Origin of the sequence: Brevibacillus reuszeri, assembly GCF_001187725.1 — a bacterium.
Lineage (GTDB): Bacteria > Bacillota > Bacilli > Brevibacillales > Brevibacillaceae > Brevibacillus > Brevibacillus reuszeri.
The window spans coordinates 1,068,964-1,090,089 of record NZ_LGIQ01000009.1 but is presented as its reverse complement, the minus strand read 5'-3'; the positions used below and the strand labels follow the sequence as shown (position 1 = coordinate 1,090,089).

Annotated in this window: 19 protein-coding genes; 16 read left to right on the top strand and 3 right to left on the bottom strand. The window is 48.1% G+C overall.

Annotated elements, in window-relative coordinates; translation table 11 throughout:
• The first annotated feature begins 36 nt into the window (after window positions 1–36).
• The 9 genes from ADS79_RS19420 (at window position 37) to ADS79_RS19380 (ending at window position 10,449) form a co-directional block, all read left to right on the top strand.
• On the top strand, window positions 37–972 hold the full coding sequence (locus ADS79_RS19420) for an ABC transporter permease (protein ID WP_049740031.1): 936 nt from the start codon (window positions 37–39) through the stop codon (window positions 970–972).
• A complete protein-coding gene (gene opp3C, locus ADS79_RS19415) occupies window positions 969–1,994 on the top strand; it encodes an oligopeptide ABC transporter permease (RefSeq protein WP_218033828.1) in 1,026 nt (341 codons plus the stop codon). Before ADS79_RS19420 ends, opp3C begins: the two co-directional genes overlap by 4 nt.
• A 13-nt stretch (window positions 1,995–2,007) precedes the next feature.
• Window positions 2,008–3,024, top strand: a complete 1,017-nt coding sequence (locus ADS79_RS19410) for an ABC transporter ATP-binding protein (RefSeq protein ID WP_049740030.1) — start codon at window positions 2,008–2,010, stop codon at window positions 3,022–3,024.
• A 9-nt stretch (window positions 3,025–3,033) separates the two neighbouring features.
• Window positions 3,034–4,044, top strand: a complete 1,011-nt coding sequence (locus ADS79_RS19405; RefSeq protein ID WP_049740029.1) for an ABC transporter ATP-binding protein — start codon at window positions 3,034–3,036, stop codon at window positions 4,042–4,044.
• Window positions 4,016–5,329 (top strand): serine hydrolase domain-containing protein, encoded by a 1,314-nt coding sequence (locus ADS79_RS19400; protein WP_049740028.1) that lies wholly within the window; start codon window positions 4,016–4,018, stop codon window positions 5,327–5,329. The genes ADS79_RS19405 and ADS79_RS19400 overlap by 29 nt, the downstream gene beginning before the upstream one ends.
• Window positions 5,330–5,406: 77 nt before the next feature.
• A complete protein-coding gene (locus ADS79_RS19395) occupies window positions 5,407–6,480 on the top strand; it encodes a M42 family metallopeptidase (RefSeq protein WP_049740027.1) in 1,074 nt (357 codons plus the stop codon).
• 41 nt (window positions 6,481–6,521) lie between these two features.
• On the top strand, window positions 6,522–8,111 hold the full coding sequence (locus ADS79_RS19390) for a serine hydrolase domain-containing protein (protein ID WP_049740026.1): 1,590 nt from the start codon (window positions 6,522–6,524) through the stop codon (window positions 8,109–8,111).
• A gap of 376 nt (window positions 8,112–8,487) precedes the next feature.
• The gene (locus ADS79_RS19385; RefSeq protein WP_049740025.1) at window positions 8,488–8,937 is read left to right on the top strand and encodes a hypothetical protein; all 450 of its coding nucleotides are present in this window, start codon (window positions 8,488–8,490) and stop codon (window positions 8,935–8,937) included.
• A 291-nt stretch (window positions 8,938–9,228) separates the two neighbouring features.
• Entirely contained in the window at window positions 9,229–10,449 is a 1,221-nt protein-coding gene (locus ADS79_RS19380; RefSeq protein WP_049741071.1) for a hypothetical protein, read from the top strand.
• Between the two features lie 134 nt (window positions 10,450–10,583).
• Here ADS79_RS19380 and ADS79_RS19375 read toward each other — a convergent pair whose 3' ends face one another.
• Entirely contained in the window at window positions 10,584–12,032 is a 1,449-nt protein-coding gene (locus tag ADS79_RS19375) for an amidase family protein (protein ID WP_049740024.1), read from the bottom strand.
• 150 nt (window positions 12,033–12,182) lie between these two features.
• A complete protein-coding gene (gene trhO / locus ADS79_RS19370) occupies window positions 12,183–13,127 on the bottom strand; it encodes an oxygen-dependent tRNA uridine(34) hydroxylase TrhO (RefSeq protein ID WP_049740023.1) in 945 nt (314 codons plus the stop codon).
• A 211-nt stretch (window positions 13,128–13,338) separates the two neighbouring features.
• Here trhO and dut point away from each other — a divergent pair, with 211 nt between their 5' ends.
• On the top strand, window positions 13,339–13,875 hold the full coding sequence (gene dut, locus ADS79_RS19365) for a dUTP diphosphatase (RefSeq protein WP_049740022.1): 537 nt from the start codon (window positions 13,339–13,341) through the stop codon (window positions 13,873–13,875).
• Window positions 13,876–13,979: 104 nt separating this feature from the next.
• On the opposite strand, the gene ADS79_RS19360 is transcribed toward dut, so the two are convergent.
• Window positions 13,980–14,282 carry a DUF3846 domain-containing protein gene (locus ADS79_RS19360; protein ID WP_049740021.1) on the bottom strand — a complete coding sequence of 101 codons (303 nt, stop codon included), beginning with the start codon at window positions 14,280–14,282 and terminating at the stop codon, window positions 13,980–13,982.
• A 291-nt stretch (window positions 14,283–14,573) separates the two neighbouring features.
• On the opposite strand from ADS79_RS19360, the gene ADS79_RS19355 reads away from it, so the two are divergent.
• The 6 genes from ADS79_RS19355 to cysT all read left to right on the top strand — a co-directional run bounded on the left by ADS79_RS19355 (window position 14,574) and on the right by cysT (window position 21,115).
• On the top strand, window positions 14,574–14,942 hold the full coding sequence (locus ADS79_RS19355; RefSeq protein ID WP_049740020.1) for a cytochrome-c oxidase: 369 nt from the start codon (window positions 14,574–14,576) through the stop codon (window positions 14,940–14,942).
• A 271-nt stretch (window positions 14,943–15,213) separates the two neighbouring features.
• A complete protein-coding gene (locus ADS79_RS19350; RefSeq protein WP_161807311.1) occupies window positions 15,214–16,899 on the top strand; it encodes a methyl-accepting chemotaxis protein in 1,686 nt (561 codons plus the stop codon).
• A 159-nt stretch (window positions 16,900–17,058) separates the two neighbouring features.
• Window positions 17,059–18,345 carry an FUSC family protein gene (locus ADS79_RS19345; RefSeq protein ID WP_049740018.1) on the top strand — a complete coding sequence of 429 codons (1,287 nt, stop codon included), beginning with the start codon at window positions 17,059–17,061 and terminating at the stop codon, window positions 18,343–18,345.
• A gap of 99 nt (window positions 18,346–18,444) precedes the next feature.
• Window positions 18,445–18,966 carry a hypothetical protein gene (locus ADS79_RS19340; protein ID WP_049740017.1) on the top strand — a complete coding sequence of 174 codons (522 nt, stop codon included), beginning with the start codon at window positions 18,445–18,447 and terminating at the stop codon, window positions 18,964–18,966.
• Between the two features lie 232 nt (window positions 18,967–19,198).
• Complete coding sequence (locus ADS79_RS19335) at window positions 19,199–20,248, top strand: sulfate ABC transporter substrate-binding protein (RefSeq protein WP_174769586.1); 1,050 nt, start codon at window positions 19,199–19,201, stop codon at window positions 20,246–20,248.
• A gap of 30 nt (window positions 20,249–20,278) precedes the next feature.
• Entirely contained in the window at window positions 20,279–21,115 is an 837-nt protein-coding gene (gene cysT / locus ADS79_RS19330; RefSeq protein WP_049740015.1) for a sulfate ABC transporter permease subunit CysT, read from the top strand.
• Window positions 21,116–21,126: the final 11 nt, after the last annotated feature.

Genomic DNA, 21,126 nt, shown 5'->3' with positions numbered 1-21,126 from the left:
ATTTTGCAGCGAAGTATGGAATTTGGAGGCTTGCCGATGAGACTGTTTTTCTTGAAACGACTCGGGGTCATGCTGACGACTCTTTTCATCATTGCCACCGTAACCTTTTTTCTCATGAAATTGCTTCCAGGTACGCCGTATAGCAATCCGGAAAGGTTGACCGAACAGCAACTCACTTCCTTGAATCAGAAATATGGACTGGATCAGCCGTTGTCGGTGCAATATGTGCGCTATTTGAGCAATCTGGTGCAAGGTGATTGGGGTGTCTCCTTTCAATTCAAGGGGCGCCTGGTCACTGATATCATTTTGGATCGCATCGGACCATCTGTTTTAATTGGCTTTCAAGCTATGGTTGTTGGATCCATTATCGGTCTTGGGCTCGGGATTCTGTCGGCACTTCGACAAAATACGCTCTTTGACTTTGGAGCGGTAACGCTGGCTGTACTGGGTATGTCAGTACCTTCGTTCGTCTTTGCCGCACTCTTGCAATACTATGTCGGGGTAAAGCTTGGCTGGCTACCGGCGGGACTGTGGGAAGATTACACATACTCCATCATGCCTTCGCTGGCGCTAGCGGTAACCGTGGTTGCGGCAGTCGCCAGATTTATCCGTACGGAGATGCTGGAGGTGCTCAGTCAGGATTACATTTTAAGTGCACGGGCAAAAGGAATTTCGGAGACTGAAGTCGTGTGGAAGCATGTTGTTCGAAACTCGCTGATTCCTGTCGTCACTATGCTTGGACCGATGGCTGTTTCGATTATGACAGGAACGCTTGTTATCGAGAAAATCTTTTCCGTACCAGGATTGGGAGAGCAATTTATCCTCTCGATCATGGTAAATGACTACAGTGTCATCATGGGAATTACGCTCTTTTACAGCACCTTGTTCATTTTGGTCGTCCTGCTGGTCGATCTTATTTACGGATTTTTGGACCCGCGCATTCGCGAGAGACTAGGGGGGAGCACGGGATGACCATGCACGTAACAAGGCTGGCCCCAGAGGAGATTAGAGACGATTTGTTTATACCGGAGCCTTTTGTAGAAGGGGTGGCTGTTGAAACGGCCGCTCCGCCTGCCTCCGCGCCATGGAAAGCAGCGCTTATTCGTCTGCTGAAAAACCGGGGAGTTCTCCCGGCAATTGTAATGATCCTCGTTATTGCCGTAATGGCATTTGTTGGACCTGCGCTGACTTCCTATACGTATGACGGACAAAATGTCGCCCATTCCAATTTGCCACCGAAAATTCCTGGTCTGGTGTGGCTCGGGTTTGATGGTTTGGACAATAAAGGGGTCGATTTGTACGCCCAGCGAAACGTCCCGGAAGCACACTGGTTTGGCACCGATGAGTTCGGCAGAGATATGTGGACACGGGTGTGGAAAGGGACGCAAATCTCACTGTTTATCGCCCTTATCGCTGCTTTGCTCGACTTGTTTATCGGTGTCATTTACGGCAGCTTGTCCGCCTATTACGGAGGCAAAGTGGACAGCGTCATGCAGCGAATTATTGAAATCCTCGTGGGTATCCCTAATCTGATCGTCATTATTTTGTTCATTCTCATTTTGGAGCCAGGGATTACGTCGATCATCTTGGCGATGGCGATTACGGGCTGGGTCGGGATGGCACGGATTGTGCGCGGACAAATTTTGCAAATGAAAGGGCAGGAATTTGTGCTGGCAGCCAGATCGCTTGGTGTATCCAACAGCCGGATCATGCTCAAGCATTTGCTCCCGAACGCCATGGGGCCGATCATCGTTACGCTGATGTTTACGCTGCCTACGGCGATTTTCTTTGAGGCTTTTCTAAGCTTTATCGGACTGGGACTGCAAGCACCACTCGCTTCACTCGGGGTACTGATCAATGACGGCTATAAAAGCATGCGCCTGTTTCCGTATAAATTGGTCATTCCAGCCGTGATGATCAGCCTCATCATGATCAGCTTCAACCTGCTGGCAGACGGGCTGCGTGATGCGCTTGACCCGAAAATGACGAAATAAGGAGAGGGCCATCATGAATCCACCAATCCTGAATGTAGATAATCTGCACGTTTCTTTTCATACCCAGCGCGGAGAGGTGCACGCCGTTCGTGGAGTCAGCTTTTCTTTGCAAAAGGGGGAGACGCTCGCCATCGTGGGGGAGTCGGGCTCTGGTAAGTCGGTCACGGCGAAGGCAATCATGCGTCTTTTGCCAAAGCATAGTACGAAGATCTCGTCAGGGCAGATCCTGTATGAAGGGCAAAATGTTCTCGCTCTTCCTCCGCGCAGGATGCAAGGGATTAGAGGAGCAGAAATCTCGATGGTGTTTCAAGACCCGATGACTTCTCTAAATCCGACGATGACCATCGGCAAGCAGTTATTGGAGGGCATCAACAAGCATCAGAGCGGGGATCAGAAGGCAGCTGTGAGCAAAGCGGTCAGCATGCTGCAGATGGTCGGCATCCCTAATGCAGAGGAGCGCATGAAAGCGTATGCCCATCATTTTTCCGGTGGGATGAGGCAACGTGTAGGCATTGCCATGGCGCTCGCGTGTGACCCCAAGGTTTTGATTGCCGATGAGCCGACAACCGCGCTGGATGTGACCGTACAGGCTCAAATCCTGGACCTGATGAAAGAGCTGCAAAAGAAAACGGGGACAGGAATTATTTTAATCACGCATGATTTGGGTGTAGTTGCCAACATGGCGCAAAAAGTAGCTGTCATGTATGCCGGAGAAGTCGTGGAGACAGGACCGATTGCCGAGATTTTTTACCGACCCAAGCATCCTTACACATGGGGACTGTTGCGCTCCATGCCACGCCTCGATTCGGAGCGTGGGGAGGCACTGATTCCGATTCAAGGAACGCCGCCGGATTTGTCCCTGCAGCAGCAAGGCTGTCCGTTTGCCCCCAGATGTGCGCATGTGATGAAGGTTTGCAAATATTATTCGCCGCAGCCAACGGAAGTGTCTCATGGCCACATGGCAAAATGCTGGCTCTTGGACCAACGGGCACAAAAGGGAAATCGGCTGGCTGGAGTTGTGGGAGGGTGATCGGTAGCCATGGACAAAAACGTTCTGCTTGAAGTGAAAAATCTAACGAAGCATTTCCAGCTCAGTTCGAATAAAACGCTGCGCGCTGTGGACGATGTCAGCTTCTATATTCGTCAGGGCGAAACGCTTGGTTTGGTAGGGGAATCAGGCTGCGGAAAATCAACGGTTGGCCGCACACTCCTGCAACTGTACAAGCCGACGAGTGGGGTAATCCGCTTTGCGGGGGAGACGATCAGCGATCGTACGGAAACAAAAGGACACAAAGCATACACAAGTCAGATGCAAATGATTTTTCAGGACCCGTATTCTTCGCTTAACCCGCGGATGACGGTGACGGACATCATTTCAGAAGGGCTGATCACACATCGTCCGAATCTTGCGAAAAAAGAGCGTCAAGAGAAGGTCATGGAGCTTTTGGAGCTGGTGGGACTCAGTCGGAAGCAGGCCAACCGTTATCCGCATGAATTCAGCGGTGGACAACGACAGCGTATCGGTATTGCCAGGGCGCTAGCGGTCGAGCCATCTTTTATCGTTGCAGATGAACCGATTGCTGCACTGGATGTGTCGATTCAGGCGCAAATCGTCAATCTGCTGATGGAATTGCAGCGTCAAAAGAAATTGACCTATCTGTTTATTGCTCATGATTTATCGATGGTAAAGCATATTAGCGACAGAATTGCCGTCATGTATCTGGGACAGTTGATCGAGCTGGCTAGCAGCGAGGAGCTGTATGCACGACCGCTGCATCCTTACACTGAAGCGCTTTTGTCCGCTATCCCATTGCCTGATCCGCTCCAAGAGCAAGCGCGGGAACGAATCGTGCTGCAGGGCGAGGTGCCCAACCCGATCAATCCACCGTCGGGCTGCCGCTTTCATACCCGCTGTCCCAAAGCAATCGACATCTGCGGTATGGTAACTCCGGTTTTCACAGAGGTGCTGCCGCAGCATTATGTGAAATGCCATTTGTATGGTGAAAGGGGAAGGAATCTGGATGACAATAACAAAATGGTCAGCGTTTGAAAGCTTAGTGGAAAGGCGAATGGAGGAAGAGAAAATACCTGGTATTGCCATTGCTGTTGCGCAGTATGGGAACGTACTGTACGAGCGCGGCTTCGGGTATGCCGATTTGCATACAAAGGAGCCGATCAATCCAGACACCGTTTTCGGGTGCGCCTCTGTAACCAAGTCATTCACAGTAATGTCGATGCTCAAGCTGGCCGAGGAGGGGCGGCTGAAGCTGGACGATCCAGTGCACTTGCATCTTCCCGAATTTGAACTATGTGGTCTGAAAGCAAGTGATAGCGTGACCATTCAGCATTTGATGTCCCATACCACCGGCTTGCCGCCTCTACCGCGCAGGACGGAGATCAACAGACTAAATGACCACTTGATGTATATCGCTGGTGAGGAATACGAGCTGCTTGGTGAGCCGGGAGAATATTTCAGCTATTGCAATGATGCGTTTCTGCTGCAAGGCGCGATCATCGAGCGGCTGACCAACCGTCTCTATCGCAGATTTGTTACGGAAAAGATCCTTGCACCGCTGGGGATGCATCGCTCTACGTTTAGTCTGGAAGAAATCGCGAAGATGGACAATGTGTCTGTGCCGTACATGAAAAACGGGCAGACGGGTGAACTGGAGGCTGTACCCTGGCCTCATCTTGGAAATTACGAGGTAGGCGGTGGCTTGCGTTCGACGGTAAAAGATTTGCTGCGCTACGGGAGTGTCTTTGTGGGCGGCGATACCGAGCAGCATGTGGTTGGAAAGCAATGGTTGGAAATGATGTGGCAGCCTGTCCATCAGGTCGGACGAAACCTATTTTACGGGCTGGCCCTGGATGTCGTCCCTGATTACGCAGGTGTGACGCTGGTCAGCCACGGTGGAAGTCTGCAGGGTGTATCCTCGCATTTTGGTTTGGTACCTGAAAAAGGTTTGGTCGTCGCTGTCTTGATAAATGCCACCAGCATGCCCGCAGAAGCCATTTGGCGGGCGGCGGTCAATACGACGCTGGGACTGCCACTGGAGCACGATGTGTCCGAGGAGCCGCACTACGAGGCGACGCTAGAGGAACTGCAAAAGCTTGCAGGCACTTACCAGTCCAGAGAAGGAGGAAGCATTAGCATCTCGATTGAGCAGGGTACGCCTATCCTGACTTTCGCAGATGAGTCATACGTGCTCCGAGCTAGCGACAGCGATACGCTGGTCATCGTGAAGAATGAAAACCCGATGCGTTTTTTCTTTAAAGACGACGAGTTGGCGTGGGCAGTATTTTTCGGCTTCCGGATGTGGACACGTCAAAAATAAGATAAATCTTGATTTTACTGTGGGAAATGCGAGGGATCAGGAGAAATGGCAAGGTGTACTAGAAAGGAGAGTTGAACTTGAAGCGCTTGGAAAAATGGCTGACGGAGTTAGATGCTATACCGGCAGTAGCAGGTGATGAGGAAAGGGTCGCCGCCTATTTGCGTGAGCAATTACATGATGAGGTGGATGAATACCAAAGTGATGCACTCGGCAACCAGATTTTTATCAGAAAGGGCAGTGACCCAAACCTGAAAGTCATGCTGTGTGCCCATATGGACGAAATCGGATTTATCGTCAATTACGTTGACGAGCGCGGCTTTATTATGTTCTTGCCAGTCGGCGGACATGACAGTCGCATGGTGATCAATCAGGTTTTGGAGATTCATACGGAAAAAGGAGTCGTCAAAGGTGTCACAGGTGCGAAGCCTTCCCACATCGTTACGGCAGAAGAGGCGAAGCTCGCTATTCCACTTAGTGAGCTGTATTTAGATGTAGGAACCTCGAGCCGAGCAGAAACAGAGGGGCTTGGAGTCATGATCGGTGATTTTATCACCTTTTCTCGAGAAGGACAGTTCTTGAACGGTGGCAAGGTATTTACCGGAAAAGCAGTAGATAATCGCTCTGGCTGCGCGGTCATGCTAGAAGTCATGAAGCGACTTGCGGGAAAAGCGCTTACTGCCTCCGTCTATGCTGTCGGCTCGGTTCAGGAAGAGGTCGGGATGCGCGGAGCAGGTCCGGCAGCATTCTCGATTCAACCAGATGTCGCACTGGCGATTGACGTTGCGCTGACTGGTGGAACACCTAAAATTGAGGAAAAAACGATTCCGCTCACACTGGGAGGGGGTCCAGTCATTCTGTTCTACGAGTGGGTCACAGACAATTGGGCGGGAAGCAGTGTCCCCAAAAAGCTGACCAGAAAGCTCGTGCAGACAGCGGAGAAAAATCAAATTCCGTACCAGCGCGGCGTGTACCTGAACTGCGTGACGGACACGTATTCGATCAGCCTCGCGGGCAAAGGTACGATTGCAGGATGTATTTCTGTACCATCTCGTTACATTCATTCGGCTACAGGGCTCGTGCACATGGATGACCTCGAAAACGCTGTCCAATTGATTGTGGCTTTTATTGAAAGCTTCGATCAAAATTGGTAGAGTAAGGAAAAAGGCGTGGGAGAGGAAAGGGAGTGCTTGGTATGAATGTGATGGTGACTGCAAAAATCGATTCTATTTTTTCGCGTTGGCAGGATGGGGTATGTCCCGGTGGGCAGGTTTTGGTGCGCAAGGACGGAGAAATCATATACGATAAATGCTTTGGCTATGCCAGTCTGGAGCACAAACTGCCGATTACAGGCGAGACGGTTTTTCACGTTGCGTCTGTCTCCAAGCAAGTAACGGTCATGTGTGTCCTGCTCTTGCATGAAGACAAACTGCTTGACATTGACGATGACATCAGAGTGTATATCGCTGATCTCGTTGCTTTTTCCGAGCCGGTGTCTATCCGTAATCTGATGAACAATGTAAGCGGAGTCCGGGATCAATGGGAGCTTTTGATGCTGCAAGGAGTCAGAATCGATGATACCATCACTCAACAGGATGCCAAGGACGTTATAGCCTCGCAGGCCGAACTGAATTTTCCACCTTTATCTCGTTATATGTACAGCAACGCGAATTTTACGCTGCTCGCGGAAATCGTAGAAAGAGTTTCCGGCAAAAGCTTGAATGAGCTAGCCAGAGAACGTATTTTTGCACCGCTAGGCATGAGCCAAACCTGCTTTAAGGATCGCTATTGGCAGATGATTCCGAATCGTGCGGAATCATATAAGCTAGTAGGCAGCGAATATGTGCATGCTGTACTCAATTACGGGACGTACGGTGCTACCTCGCTGAATACAACAGCAACAGATTTTCTGAAGTGGATGGAAAACCTGAAGAATCCGGTCATCTGCAATAAAGAGACGCTTTCACTACTGCTCGCTTGCCCCACACTTTTGGATGGGACAATCAGTCAATACGCAGGAGGAATTGCCGTAGCGGATCCTAAAATGTACAAAGGCCGTCCGTTTGTTGGGCACGATGGTTCGGATGCCGCTTTCAAAAGCTCTACCGTCCGTTTTACAGAAGAGGACATCGAGATCATTATTTTCAGCAATACAGAAACGGTTTCGCTGGGAAGTGCCGTAAATCAGATCGCTGATATTGTGATGGGAGTAGAGGCAAGCCAGACTGTGGCTACGGAGGTACCGGAATTTTATCGGGCAGAATTTGACGAAAGGGATGCTGCGGGTCTGTACTTTACGCGTGGAGAAGTCTCCATGATCGTGGAGGTCACGAAGCAAGGCGATCAGTTATGGATGCGAGAGGGATACGGTGCCTCGCCGCTTTCTCACCTGGATGGAAATCGCTATAGGCTATCTACACTTGATGCCGACCTCTTCCTAGGAAAAAGTGCGGGCATGCGCTTTGGAGCCCGATTCTTTGAGCTCGAAAAAAGAGAAAATGGCTCAGGGAATTGCGAAGAATGGTCAGGCTATACAGGCAAATACGAGAGCGGAGAGGTAAGGACGAGGTACGAGGTACTGGCTGAGGCGGGAGAGCTTTTTATCTCTCACCATAGAAACGGAAAGCATTTGATGGCACAGATCGCTCCCGATCAATTCGTCGCAAGCATCGGACAAAATCTATTCGGCATTACCATCAGCTTTACGAGAGGGGACAAAGGTGAAGTAACGGGTTGTCTATTCTCGAGTAGCAGATTGTCCAATGTCGCTTTTACCAAAGTATAGATGCATACATGACACCTTATGAAAGGTTGACGTGTGAATGCTGGTTACCGCATTTTGCACGTCGACCTTTTGTTTTGGCTCTTCCACCTTTTATGATTTTCCGTGGATTCCGTTCCTTTTCAGAAGGAGTTTTCCCGTCGATGTCGAATGATGTATAATAGGGGAGCATGAAAGTTTTGCCAGGAGGGGCCGCCCGCACTATTGCAGCGGTTTTTTTTGCGGAATCAGATTGGAGTACTTTCACTAAAAGTGGGGGTTTGCCTCTAAAGAGAACTTGATAGCAGTTTTCTTACTGGAATCATCGCCAATTTCGCTTTTGCTATGATTAGGCGCCGCCCTTTGTTGGCGAGACTGAAATGGTGAAGGAGTGGTGAGGATGGAACAAATTCTTCAACTCGTAAAAGACTACTGGCCGGTCGTAGTTTGTATCATAGTGGTAATCTTGTTGGCACAATGGGTTGTACGCAGCTTGATTCGGATTATTTCACTTGCGGCAATTATCGGGATTGTGCTGGTGCTGTTTTTTCAATTCAGTCCAGATGAAGTTATCCAAATGGGCCGCCAAGCGGTTGTGGCTACACAAGAAGTGGTTGATAAGACAATCACGCCTGTGTTGAACAGCGAGCTAAAGGATGCGGATGTCACGTTTCAGCCTGACGGTACTTACGAGGTGCGAACAAGCAGTATTCGAATCGTAGGGAAAAAAGGAGAAACAAAAGCTACCGTTTATTATAAGGATGATAAATGGGAAGTCGACATCGGCCAATTGGGTCAGGTGTTCCAGGACCGTCTGGGAAAAGCTGAGCTGCAAGAAAAAACGTCATAGGAAAAACGAAAAAACGCATGGCCTCTGGTTACGAGGCATGCGTTTTTTCGTGTATATGCCCATGTAAAAGCAGACTCGAAAAAAATACTAGTTTGAGAAAAAATTTTCCTTTTATTCAAACGATAAGGAGCCTGTACTTATACCTAGTCGCGCAGAGCTTGCATTGAATACGGCTCCTTCAGAAACGACTATGATTGGCATTATATGCTATATTTTGATTAAGCTCCGAGGGATTGGTTTGTGTTGATATTCAAAGCAGAAGTCAGGAGTTAAGAAGGAAGGATGAAGGACATGCCACATCATAAACAATCTCGTTCTCCTGCTGGGTCTATTAGTGTAGATGGTCGTTACCTCGTCGATCTGACTGGTCCTCGCAGCCACACACTTGTTCTCAAGCCCGGCGTAGGTAGCCTCTCCATTGGGCCGTCACAATTGGGCGGTAAAGCAGACTTGCACGTCGATCCTTGTACGCCTATTAATTGGAACGTATTCGATTCCTTTGCTACACCAGCAGGCTCGCCTTGGCCGCGATTTCTTTACTACACAGGCAGCGACGCAGGCTTCTTCGATTGGGCCAAGGAACGTCCCATTGAAGAAATGTCATGGGTTCCGATCCTGTCTGAAGACATTGTCGTGGACGCCAGCCACTCCAAATTGCACGGCTTGTCTATCGATTTGGACAAGCTTGAAAGTCGGTTGCATTTGAAACTCCCGAAATCGCAGATCTCTGAATATTTTCGTCTGAGTGTGGCTGGTGATCTATCGCGCTTCTCTGCCGATGGTGACATGCCATATTCTCTGACACTGAAGCCGCGCACCAGCCGACGCAAGAGTGATGATCCTTTCTTGCTACCTGATCTGGGCGAGTTGAACCAGGTCACGAGCCTGACCCTTCAAAACGAACCGATGGCACAGCCTATCTCGCTGGAGTGTCTAGGACGATTCCAAAATCTTACGTCGCTGAGTTTATGGGGGAATTTCTGCGATTTGGATCTGCTAGCTCGTCAGACCCAGTTAACGAACTTGGAGCTACGCTTCATGCCTGATCTGGGTGACTTGCCGCCATTAACTGTGTGGTCATTACTTGACAGATTTATCGCCTATAACGTGGAGGAGATAACGGGCAAGAGACTGAGGCAGCAAATAAAAGTGCGAGCTAAGACCCGACCATGGACTGGCTACGCTTCAGTGAGCCAGTTACGGAAGCCTGAGTGGTGGACGACTGAGTTTGGTCGCCCATTTTCATCCTGGCCTAAACGCCTGGCAAAGGTGGGCAATGAAGCCTATGACGTTGCAAAAGAGGCCCTGGCGAGGGCCAGTAGTCTTGCTGACGCGGAGGCAGCCATTACCGCCTTCACCATACGTTTCAATACCCTCAAAGGCATCGAAACCAGTGAACGAGAAGATCTTGGTGAAGCCGTATGGCAACTTAGCCAGTCTGACCACCTTATCGGCCAGCCTATAACAGAGGAGATGGCTCAACGCTGGTTCGATGCAGCACGCGGTTACTGATTGAAGGGAAGTAATTGTTGTTTACAAGTTTAAAGGCCATCCTTTGCGGGATTGGCCTTTTATGGATTGGTTTAAGGCAGTTCTGTGGGCTTTTCTTATTTTTACAGTCTATAACTGTATTTTGATGAAACCATTTAGGAGGTCAACTTTGGTGCGATACGTAAACGGCTCGCTTGCTCATAGGCATATGCCAGGCGAATCAAGACATGCTCGTGGAAGGCAAGTCCAGTAAACATGATGCCAAACGGTTTACCTGTTCCGGTATAACCTGCTGGAACGGTAATAGAAGGGTATCCTGCTCGCGCAGCAATTTCATCACCCGTACAGCCCGGAAACAGCAGGGCATCAAGCGAATGCTCTTTGACTACTGCATCTATGCCACTGGCCTGTGACATATCCAGATTGTACAACAGATCCTGCAAGTATGCTGGTTCCGTCAACGTACCACTTGTTTGCTCCGAGCTTTCCAGCAAGCTTTGACCATAACGTAGCGCTTGTTCCTCGTGAGCGCGGTTAAATTCAATTACGTCTTGGAGTGTTCGGATGGGGGAGGATGCAGGCAAGGTCTTGAGATAAGCATTCACTCCAGATTTGAATTCGTGCAACAGGACGCTGCGTCCCCATGTAGCGTTTTCAGTAGGAATGGTGACAGAATCGATGAGGGTGGCACCAGCAGCCTTTAGCTGGGCAATCGCTGCCTCGAACAGTTGAATTTCATCTGTATCGCATTCTGCTTGGAATCGAGAGCGAATCACTCCAATTCGTGCTCCACGCAGTCCATTGTTGTCGAGAAAAGGTCGGTAATCGCTATGCCCACAACCATCGCTTTTTCCTGTAGCGGGATCATTTACATCCACCCCTGTGAGAGCTCCGAGTACGATGGCTGCATCGGAAACGGTACGCGTCATGGGTCCAGCGGTATCCTGCGTATGGGAGATCGGAATAATCCCACTACGACTGATTAAGCCAACGGTAGGCTTGATGCCGACCAAAGAATTTTGTACAGACGGATAGAGAATCGATCCGGATGTTTCTGTGCCGATTGCTGCTACCGCAAAGCCGGCTGCCATCGCAGCAGCAGAGCCCGAGCTGGAGCCGCCGACATCAAAGATTCCCGGACCATACGGGTTTTGAACTTGTCCACCGCGTGAGCTATACCCGTTTGGCATGTGATCCGACATAAAATTAGCCCATTCTGTCAGATTGGTTTTACCCAGAATGACTGCACCAGCATCACGCAAGCGAGCAGCGACAAATGAGTCCGCTGAGGCATAGGAATCGGCTAGTGCCAAGGCTCCTGCACTGGTATGCATACGGTCGCCTGTTGCGATGTTGTCCTTGATTAGAACAGGAATTCCATGAAGTGGACCACGACTGCCTGATACAGTTCGTTCCCGGTCAAGCGCTTCCGCAATGGCGATGGCATCTGGATTGATTTCGCAGATCGCATTTATGGATAGGCCTTGTTTATCGTAGGCTGCGATTCGCTTTAAAAAGGAGAGAGTCAGCTCACGAGAGGTTGTCGTATTCTCTTCCATCGCTGCTTGCCATTCGAGAATGGTTGATTCATGATTGAGTATCATCAGACTCCACCTTTGTCATATGTTTGTAATTCTATTTAGTTTACCAAAAATAGACAAGGGTGTAATCATGTAGTATGGATGCGGCGTAATTCAGACATTATCAAAAAAGAGCTGACCTCCGTAGCAGAAGTCAGCTCCTTGAACGATTTATTATGATTGAGCTCCTGCGGCTGCCAGCTTGGCTTTCTTCTCAGCCTCTACGAAGCGATTGCGTGGATGCTCGCGGCACTCGTCCGAGCAGGAACGCTTGTAGGTTTGTTCGCATTCAGGGCAGCAAAAATGCTGCTTGTTGCAGAATGGATTTGCGCAATTAAGGTAACGGTCTTCGACTTTGCCACAGTAGTAGCAACGTCCGATAACAACATCATCCTCTGTATGGTTGATCGGAACAGAAATACGTTCATCGAACACATAGCATTTTCCGTCCCATAGACGACCTTGTACTTCAGGATCTTTTCCATACGTAACGATACCGCCATGCAGCTGGTATACGTTTTCGAAGCCTTGGTCCATCAATACACCAGTCAGCTTTTCGCAGCGAATACCGCCTGTGCAGTAGGTGAGGACCTTTTTGTCCTTAAACTGACTCATGTTGTCGCGAATCCACTCAGGGAATTCACGGGAAGAATCTACTTCTGGGCGAATCGCACCACGGAAATGTCCCAAATCGAATTCGTAGTAGTTGCGACCGTCGAGAATGACAACATCCTCTTCTTGCATCATCTCGTAAAATTCTTTTGGATTCAGATACGTACCCGTTTTTTCATTCGGGTTAACGTCATTTTCCAAGCGCCAGGTAACTAGCTCATTCTTGGCACGGACAAACATCTTTTTAAAAGCATGCTCCTCCGACTCATCTATTTTAAACCACATGTCCGCAAAGCGAGGGTCGCTGCGAACGTAGTCCATATAGGCATCAGTTTGTTCGATGGTTCCGGATAGTGTACCGTTAATCCCTTCAGGAGCAACGACGATCCGACCTAGCAGTCCGTTTTCTTTGCAATACTTCAGATGCTTCTCAGCATACTCCTCATAATCGTTTAACGGAGTATACTTGTAAAATAACAAAATGCGATATGGTTTTTGTACTTGCAATGTACAATCCACCCTTTCTTTTTCCTATATTAAATTTTGATGCAACGGTGATTATATCATAATAGGAGAGAGAAAGCCTAGAAAATGAAAGGAAATTGTGAGCTTTCTATGAAAAAATCCAGCTCTGGTATTCCAATCGCAGCCTTGATGCATGGAAAGTGTTCTTGTACACTAGGTGAGGATGAAAGGCTAGATAGAGGAGAGAATTCAGATGAACATGACCAATGAACGCCTGGTAGCACAGGTGAAAATTAAAAAACTGCATGAGGATGCTGTCATTCCCAAGTACGCACGTGCCATGGACGCTGGATTTGATCTCGTAGCAGTAGAAGACACGTTGGTTGCACCTGGACAGTCTGCAAAGATTCCGACTGGGCTGGCATTTGCGTTGCCTGAAGGCTTTGAATTGCAAGTACGTCCACGTTCGGGGATCGGTGCAAAAACGAAACTGCGTTTGTCCAATGCTCCGGGTACGGTTGATGCGGGATACCGCGGAGAAGTATGCGTATTGATTGACAATATCCGCTTTCCTTCTGAGAAAAAAGGAAATGTATGTCTTGATGCAGGCGAAAAGGAAGTCACCGTGGGCCAAGAAGTAGATGCGCACAGCTATCTGATCAAAAAAGGCGATCGTATTGCCCAAGGAGTCATCGCAATTGTGCCGGTAGCGCAATTTGAAGAGGTTGACGAGCTTGATGAAACAGAGCGTGGTGCTGGCGGTTTTGGCAGCAGCGGAATCAAAGGGTAATTCGCTCTCATCATTGATAAGAAGAGAAAAAAGACCCTCCCATCTTGTTTATGTGCCTAAAGAGTGCACGTGATGAGATGGAGAGGGTCTTTTTTATGAGACACTTATACTTTTGCGGCTAGAAACTGATTAATCAGCTCCACATCGGCATCAGATAGCGAATGTCCGTCCGCTTTTACAAAGACACAGGGCCCATACACCCAGTCCAAGTAGCCATCGGAGGTAATGGGAAAATTATTAGCCAAGACTCCCCTAGAATCTTCATTGACAACAAGCGATATGCCGTCCAGGTTGTCATCCGAAACTACTTCAAAATCGCCATCCACAAGCTCACTTAGAGTGTCCGAATTGGCGATGTCCATTTTGTAGGCTTCCTCGTGAGGGCGTTTTACGTAAACAGTAATCAAGATTCATCACTCCTCTATATTCCCATCATAACGCAAATCAAGAGGTCGTGGATATACGGTGGATGGACAACTTTTCATACTCCAAGCCCGCATCCATCCACGCCACAGGAGATGCACAGCTCAACCCATACAAGCTCACACACGGAATCATTGCCGATTCTGTGAAAAACGGAATGCAGGTATTGTCGGTGATAAAAAGGCGGATTGTCGAACAGACAGTCCGTTTTTTTTGTACTCACATGAGCGGTAGGAAAATAGTCATAAAATGTAGGCGAAGGGAGGTGGAAGAAAATGGCTGGACGTTGTTTACGGATCGCTGCTGTATATTTTGTCATTGCGATTGTTTTGGGAATTGTCATGGGAATAACAAAAGCATTTGCCTACGCATCTGTGCATGCACATCTCAATCTGGTTGGCTGGGTCTCGCTTGCGATTATAGGACTTATCTATCGTGCATATCCGCAAGCGGCAGAGACAACGATGGCGAAGTGGCATTTTTGGTTGCACAATCTTTGTTTGCCAGTGATGCAAGGCTGTTTGTTCCTCATGCTGTTTACGCAAATAGAGTCTTTCGTGGTTGGAGCAATTATCGGCTCACTTGGATTGGGGGTAGGAATTGTTCTGTTTGCCTGTAATTTGTGGAAGCATGTCAGTGATTAGTATGAGCATAACGAGTGGGCCAGTATGCTTGGCAGTAGCCGAGGCATGCTGGTCTTCTTTTTGGGGAGACAGATTGTTTTTAATTTACATTCAATTCTGTCAATAACTACGAAAAAAGGTTTTAGCAATCCAAAATACGGGAAAAGAATGTTCCAAGGGGGAAAAACATCGTAACAGAATCTGGAGGGGGCGCCATACTCATATTTTGAAAGTGGTTTTGTCAGAATTTTTTGTCTTGCTATCATTTTGTTCAAAAGGTGATCATATGCGGGTGTCAATCAGAAATAAAATGCTCATTGTTTTTTTGCTTATATCTGTGTTGTTTGGCGTAGTCAGTGGTCTTTCCTACTTACAATTCATGAAGGTGAAAGACGCTTACTCTGAGCTTTTGAACCAACAAATGACGATCTATTTATATGCACAAGATATGGAAGGCCTTGTCGCCCAGCAAAACTCAGCTCTGCAAGGGTATTTATTAAACAAAGAGAATAACGAGTTGGATGCACTGAGCGAAGCATCTGGTAAAATCGTGCAGCGATTGGAGCAATTGACGCAGCTGATGAATACTCCTGAGCAAAAAGAAAGAATGGATGTGCTCACAAGGCTGAATCAAGAATTCACATCGAAAGTGGATGGCGTGATTGCTTTGGTAAAAGAGGGGAAAATGGCTGAAGCGATCGAAGCGAATAAAAAAGATGCAAGTGCATTGGGGCGCAGTATCAGAGTGCTTGCAAATACGATTGTCGAGGACCAGCAAGAACTGATGGAAACAGCTAAAGCAGAAGTCGATACTCACGTCACCTTACTGTCCACAGTTGTCCTCTCCATGAGTGCAGCGATGGTCATCGTGTCCTTCTTGATCGGTCCCATCATAGCGCGAAGCATCTCCAAACCGATCTTGCTCATTACAGAAAAAGCAAAGCTTATTGCTGCTGGCGATTTGTCGGTCGCAGACATTACGTTGAAGAACAGGGATGAAACGAGGGACCTTGCCCAATCCTTTAATCAAATGAAGGGAAATTTACGAGAGCTGCTCTCGCAAGTAAACGCAAGCTCCGAACAAGTAGCTGCCTCTGCCGAGGAATTAATGGCAAGCACGGAGCAGGTGACGCTCGCAACCAATCAGGTAGCGAAGACGATTCAGGAGATGTCTACACAAGCGACTGCAGCTGCCCAGGCAGGAGAAGAGAGCGCCAAAGGCATGGAGGAAGTAGCATCTGGGTTTACGCATATTGCCAAATCGACTGCGATCGTTTCGGAAACGGCGCTTGAATCAGCAGAAGAAGCGAAGCAAGGGAATGAGGCAATCCAGAGTGCCATTCAGCAAATGAATGTGATCAATCAATCTGTTGCATCATCTACATTACTTGCGAATCAATTAAACGAACGCTCCAAAGAGATTGAGACCTTTATCGAGGTCATTACTCAGATCAGTAACCAAACAAATTTGCTGGCATTAAACGCGGCGATCGAGGCAGCCCGGGCTGGCGAGCATGGAAAAGGGTTTGCGGTCGTCGCTGACGAAGTAAGGAAATTGGCAGAAGAGTCGCGTAGCTCAGCAGACCAAATTATTTCGTTAGTTCAGGAAATCCAGCAGGACACTGCCAAGATCATGAATGGCATGAAGATGGAGACAAAGGAAGTCGAAGAAGGCATCAGAGTGATTCATCATGCAGGGGAGTCGTTCCATCGAATCGTTAAAGCGATTGAGAAAGTAAACGTTCAAACAGAGGAAGTGTCAGCATCCTCTCAGGAAATATCGGCTGGCACACAGCAAGTGGCTGCTTCGGTTGAAGAAATGTCGAATATGGCAAAGGATTCTGCTGCCGGCTCTGAAAATATTGCATCGGTTGCAGAAGAACAGCTGGCATCAATGGAGGAAATCTCAGCTTCGGCTGCTTCCTTATCCAGATTGGCTGAAAATCTGCAAGAGGCCGTACATAAATTTAAAATCTAGCGAGTAAAAAAGCAGTCATCCAGAGGGCTGCTTTTTTCTTTGCGGAAGGGGACAGCTGGCGAATAGAACGAGAGGCCATGAGCAATGATAGGCGTAATCCTAGGCAAAATCAGGTTTTACAAAAGAACGGAGCATTTTTGGGGGAGGGGAGGAAGGCTTATGTTTATTTCGATGCTCAAGCAAGCCTTTCAAATGAATCGGAATCCACTTCCCTGGCCAAAAGCAATCAATGCTGGTATATGCTTGAGTTTACCAATCATGATTGGGGTCATTGCTGGAAATCTCTCGTACGGCCTGCTGGCAGGTATCGGGAGCTTCACTTATTTGTACGTAGCCAATATTCCGTATGTTCAAAGGGCCAAAAAGCTGTTTCTTGTTGCGATTACAATGTCGCTGTCCGTCGGTCTGGGAACGCTGCTTGCCCCTCATCCGCTTGCAACAGCGATTGTGGTTGGGATTATCGGTTTTGCGGCAACATTTGTTTTTGGGGCCTTGCAAATCAAGGGTCCTGCATCGATTTTCTTTCTCTTAGGCTTTACGATGGCAACAGGAATGCCTATTGATCCTTCTTTTGCGCCTCTTCGTGCAGGGCTTGTGTTAGCAGGAGGGGCATTTGCCTGGCTATTGGGCATGGCTGGATGGTTTTTAGATCCGCATGGTCCAGAAACCAATGCCGTTCAAAAAGTGTACAGGGAGCTGGCTGTTTTGATTCAGGCGGCGGGAACGGACAGGTGGGTGGAGGTCAGACAAAAGCTGGTTAACACACTGCGCTCGGCTGAAGAAACATTGATCGCGGGAAAAAACCCATGGGGCAGTGGTGAGCATTTTAGGAGACTCATATTGCTAAATGACCAAGCGAATGCCATCTTTGTTTATCTCCTTGAGCATTTTGAGGGAAGGAAGGTCAAGCTCCCATTGGATTTGGCAGCGATTGTTCAGGCCATCTCAGATTCACTACCCGAAAAAAAGAAACAGGAATTACTGATATGGGACAGTCATTTTGATGGAAATGAAGTGGTACAAACCTTGATTGATAAAGTAAATGAAGCGATAGCCATCTTGAATGAACCATTTGTTGTGGTGAATCGAGAAGGTGATTTTTCTAGATCATCATTATTTCGTGTTTTCGGTGGAGCCTTTGACAAAAACTCGATTGTCTTTTTGACTGCTGCTCGTTTCGGTGTGGTCCTTATGATTGCAGATCTTGTGGCTTATTCGTTCGAATTTAATCGCTCGTATTGGATCACGTTATCCTGTGCTGCAGTCATGTCAGGCTCAACGATTATTGCAACCTTTCATCGCGCGTTGCAGCGTTCATTGGGAACAATCGTAGGAATTATGATAGCGGCCATCGTTCTTTCCACCAGACCAGAAGGGTTTGTCATTGCGATCATTGTATTTTTCCTGACGGCACTGACAGAGCTTTCGATTGTTGTGAACTACTGAATTGCCGCCTTTTTCATCACGCCAAACGCACTTCTTTTGGCTGAGAGCACGAGCCATTTTTACGATCTCGCTTTCTTTGCCAGTACGAGGGTCATTGATGTGATCATTGGGTGTGGGATTGGGTTGATTGGTACAGCCTTAATCGGACGGAGAAAAGCTTCGAGCCTCCTCCCACACTTCATTGCGAAAACGATCCGCAGCCAGCAGCAGTACTTGTTTACCCTTTTCTCCGAGCATAGAAATGGTATAGATGTCATCGAGTCCAGCGAGAGACGAAAGATGCAAACCAATATTACGAATCTGAAGCTGGTTTATGAAACGGCCATTGGAGAAATTCCGAGGAATAAAGTTGCATTAGAAATGATGTGGCCCGTCATATTTTCGATCGTACAAATCGGCTATTTACTTGAGGCTTGCCTGAAAGCCACGAATTGCCCCATCCTCTCTGACGAGACACTTTCCCAGCTGCTCCTTGTTTTTGAGACGATGGCCAAGTCTGCCGAACAAAATGGAGTAATCCCGATGAAGCTCGTGCCCGAGATCCAGGGGTTTTCCAAGCTGCAAAAAGAAATTGCCGATTTACAGGATGCGCTGCAGCTTGCCAAAAGAGCATTGTCATAATCGAGTGTGTTTCGGTTAATCCGGGGCACACTTTTTCGTTTTTTGATCCAATTATCTGAGCGCCCATTTTCCAGTAATAGGCATGTGTCATTAGAACCTAGCCCGGTTGTTGGGCATACGGTATTTGGAAATGTCGTTGACAGGGAAAAAAAGGGATGTATAATTCAAAATATCAAAGTATTCCGATTAAACTAGTAGAGATTATAAGGGAGTGAAAATTAGCCACATGAAAATGAAAGCAAGCTTGATCCAATCCATACTGAAGCCTTTGGGGATCGTATTTTTGGCTGCGGCCATCGGGGGATGCCAAGCAGTTACAGGCGGGGGCACTACTACGCCAGAATCCGGCCCCACAGTGGATTTGCTGAATGTTTCGTATGATCCGACAAGAGAATTTTACCAGGATGTAAACAAGGAATTCGCACAGGAATGGAAAGAAAAAACGGGTCAAAACCTGAACATCAAGCAGTCGCACGGAGGATCGGGTAAGCAGTCTCGTTCCGTCATTGACGGGCTCGAGGCGGATGTGGTGACCCTCGCTCTCGCTTATGATATAGACGCTCTCGCAGAACGTGGACTTATTCAGGCAGATTGGCAAAAAAAGCTCTCTGACAACAGCTCACCCTATACATCTACGATCGTTTTTCTCGTGCGCAAAGGAAATCCGCAGCAAATCAAGGATTGGGACGATTTGATTAAACCAGGTATTTCGGTCATCACACCGAATCCGAAGACATCAGGCGGTGCTCGCTGGAATTACCTTGCCGCATGGGGCTACGCTTTGCAAAAAAATAACGGAGACGAAGCCAAGGCAAAAGAATTTGTAACCAGTCTGTTCAAAAATGTACCCGTTTTGGATTCAGGCGCTCGTGGTTCCACCACTACTTTTGTTGAGCGGGGAATCGGTGACGTCTTGATCGCTTGGGAAAATGAAGCGTACCTAGCCGTTAATGAGCTGGGCAAGGACAAATTTGAAATTGTGAATCCGTCCATCAGTATTTTGGCGGAGCCGCCAGTAACGATTGTCGACAAGTACGCGGATAAACACAAGACACGTGAAGTCGCAGAAGCGTATCTGCAATTCCTCTACACGAAAAAAGGGCAGGAGATTGCGGCAAAGCATTACTATCGCCCGCGTTCGGAGGAAGTGCTCAAAGCTCATACGCCAGCATTCCCGCAAATCAAGCTGTTTACGATTGATGAGTTGTTTGGCGGATGGACCAACGCGCAAAAGGTTCACTTTGCCGACCAAGGTATTTTCGATCAAATCTACAAGCCATAGACAATCCATCCCATCAGAGGAGTTATCTCCATGAGAAAATTATTGCATAACAGAGGGTTCTTGCCGGGCTTTGGCATGACGATGGGCTATACGATCATTTACTTGAGTTTGCTGGTATTGATCCCTCTGTCTGTTCTTTTCTTAAAAGCTTCAACAATGAGCTGGGAACACTTTATCGGAACGATTTTGGATTCCCGGGTACTTGCCTCTATTCGTGTGAGCATCGTAACATCCTTTTTTGCCGCCTGTGTCAATGCCGTTTTTGGTGTATTAGTAGCGTGGGTTCTGGCTCGCTATGATTTTTACGGCAAGCGAATCATCGACGGAATTGTTGACTTGCCTTTTGCATTGCCGACCGCAGTAGGAGGGATTGCCCTCACTTCGATCTATGCAGAGAACGGCTGGGTCGGTCAGTATTTGGCAGAATGGGGGATTAAGGTAGCCTACACGCCGCTTGGTATCTGGGTAGCATTGACCTTTATCGGTTTACCATTCGTCGTCCGCACGGTACAACCCGTATTACAGGATTGGGATTTACAGATGGAGGAAGCCGCAGCGACACTTGGTGCGACCCGCTGGAATACGTTTACACGGGTTATTTTGCCTCATTTGCTGCCAGCGGTTATTACGGGCTTTGCGCTCGCTTTCGCCAGAGCATTGGGCGAATATGGCTCCGTAGTTTTCATTTCGGGGAATATGCCGCTCAAGACGGAGATTGTACCTCTATTGATTATGACCAAGCTGGAGCAATTTGACTATGCCGGGGCAACGGCGATTGCGACAGTGATGCTGGTTGTTTCGTTTATCATGCTGTTGATCATCAATTATTTGCAATGGCGAATTAACAAATTTGATGCAGCCAGATAGGGGGCAGCTGT

Coding starts and splice junctions, on each gene's coding strand:
- ADS79_RS19420 (WP_049740031.1), top strand. CDS start 37: ATGAGACTGTTTTTCTTGAAACGACTCGGGGTCATGCTGACGACTCTT.
- ADS79_RS19390 (WP_049740026.1), top strand. CDS start 6,522: ATGAATGTGATGGTGACTGCAAAAATCGATTCTATTTTTTCGCGTTGG.
- ADS79_RS19345 (WP_049740018.1), top strand. CDS start 17,059: ATGTTTATTTCGATGCTCAAGCAAGCCTTTCAAATGAATCGGAATCCA.
- ADS79_RS19355 (WP_049740020.1), top strand. CDS start 14,574: ATGGCTGGACGTTGTTTACGGATCGCTGCTGTATATTTTGTCATTGCG.
- ADS79_RS19380 (WP_049741071.1), top strand. CDS start 9,229: ATGCCACATCATAAACAATCTCGTTCTCCTGCTGGGTCTATTAGTGTA.
- dut (WP_049740022.1), top strand. CDS start 13,339: ATGAACATGACCAATGAACGCCTGGTAGCACAGGTGAAAATTAAAAAA.
- ADS79_RS19405 (WP_049740029.1), top strand. CDS start 3,034: ATGGACAAAAACGTTCTGCTTGAAGTGAAAAATCTAACGAAGCATTTC.
- ADS79_RS19410 (WP_049740030.1), top strand. CDS start 2,008: ATGAATCCACCAATCCTGAATGTAGATAATCTGCACGTTTCTTTTCAT.
- opp3C (WP_218033828.1), top strand. CDS start 969: ATGACCATGCACGTAACAAGGCTGGCCCCAGAGGAGATTAGAGACGAT.
- ADS79_RS19375 (WP_049740024.1), bottom strand. CDS start 12,032: ATGATACTCAATCATGAATCAACCATTCTCGAATGGCAAGCAGCGATG.
- cysT (WP_049740015.1), top strand. CDS start 20,279: ATGAGAAAATTATTGCATAACAGAGGGTTCTTGCCGGGCTTTGGCATG.
- ADS79_RS19385 (WP_049740025.1), top strand. CDS start 8,488: ATGGAACAAATTCTTCAACTCGTAAAAGACTACTGGCCGGTCGTAGTT.
- ADS79_RS19335 (WP_174769586.1), top strand. CDS start 19,199: ATGAAAGCAAGCTTGATCCAATCCATACTGAAGCCTTTGGGGATCGTA.
- ADS79_RS19400 (WP_049740028.1), top strand. CDS start 4,016: ATGACAATAACAAAATGGTCAGCGTTTGAAAGCTTAGTGGAAAGGCGA.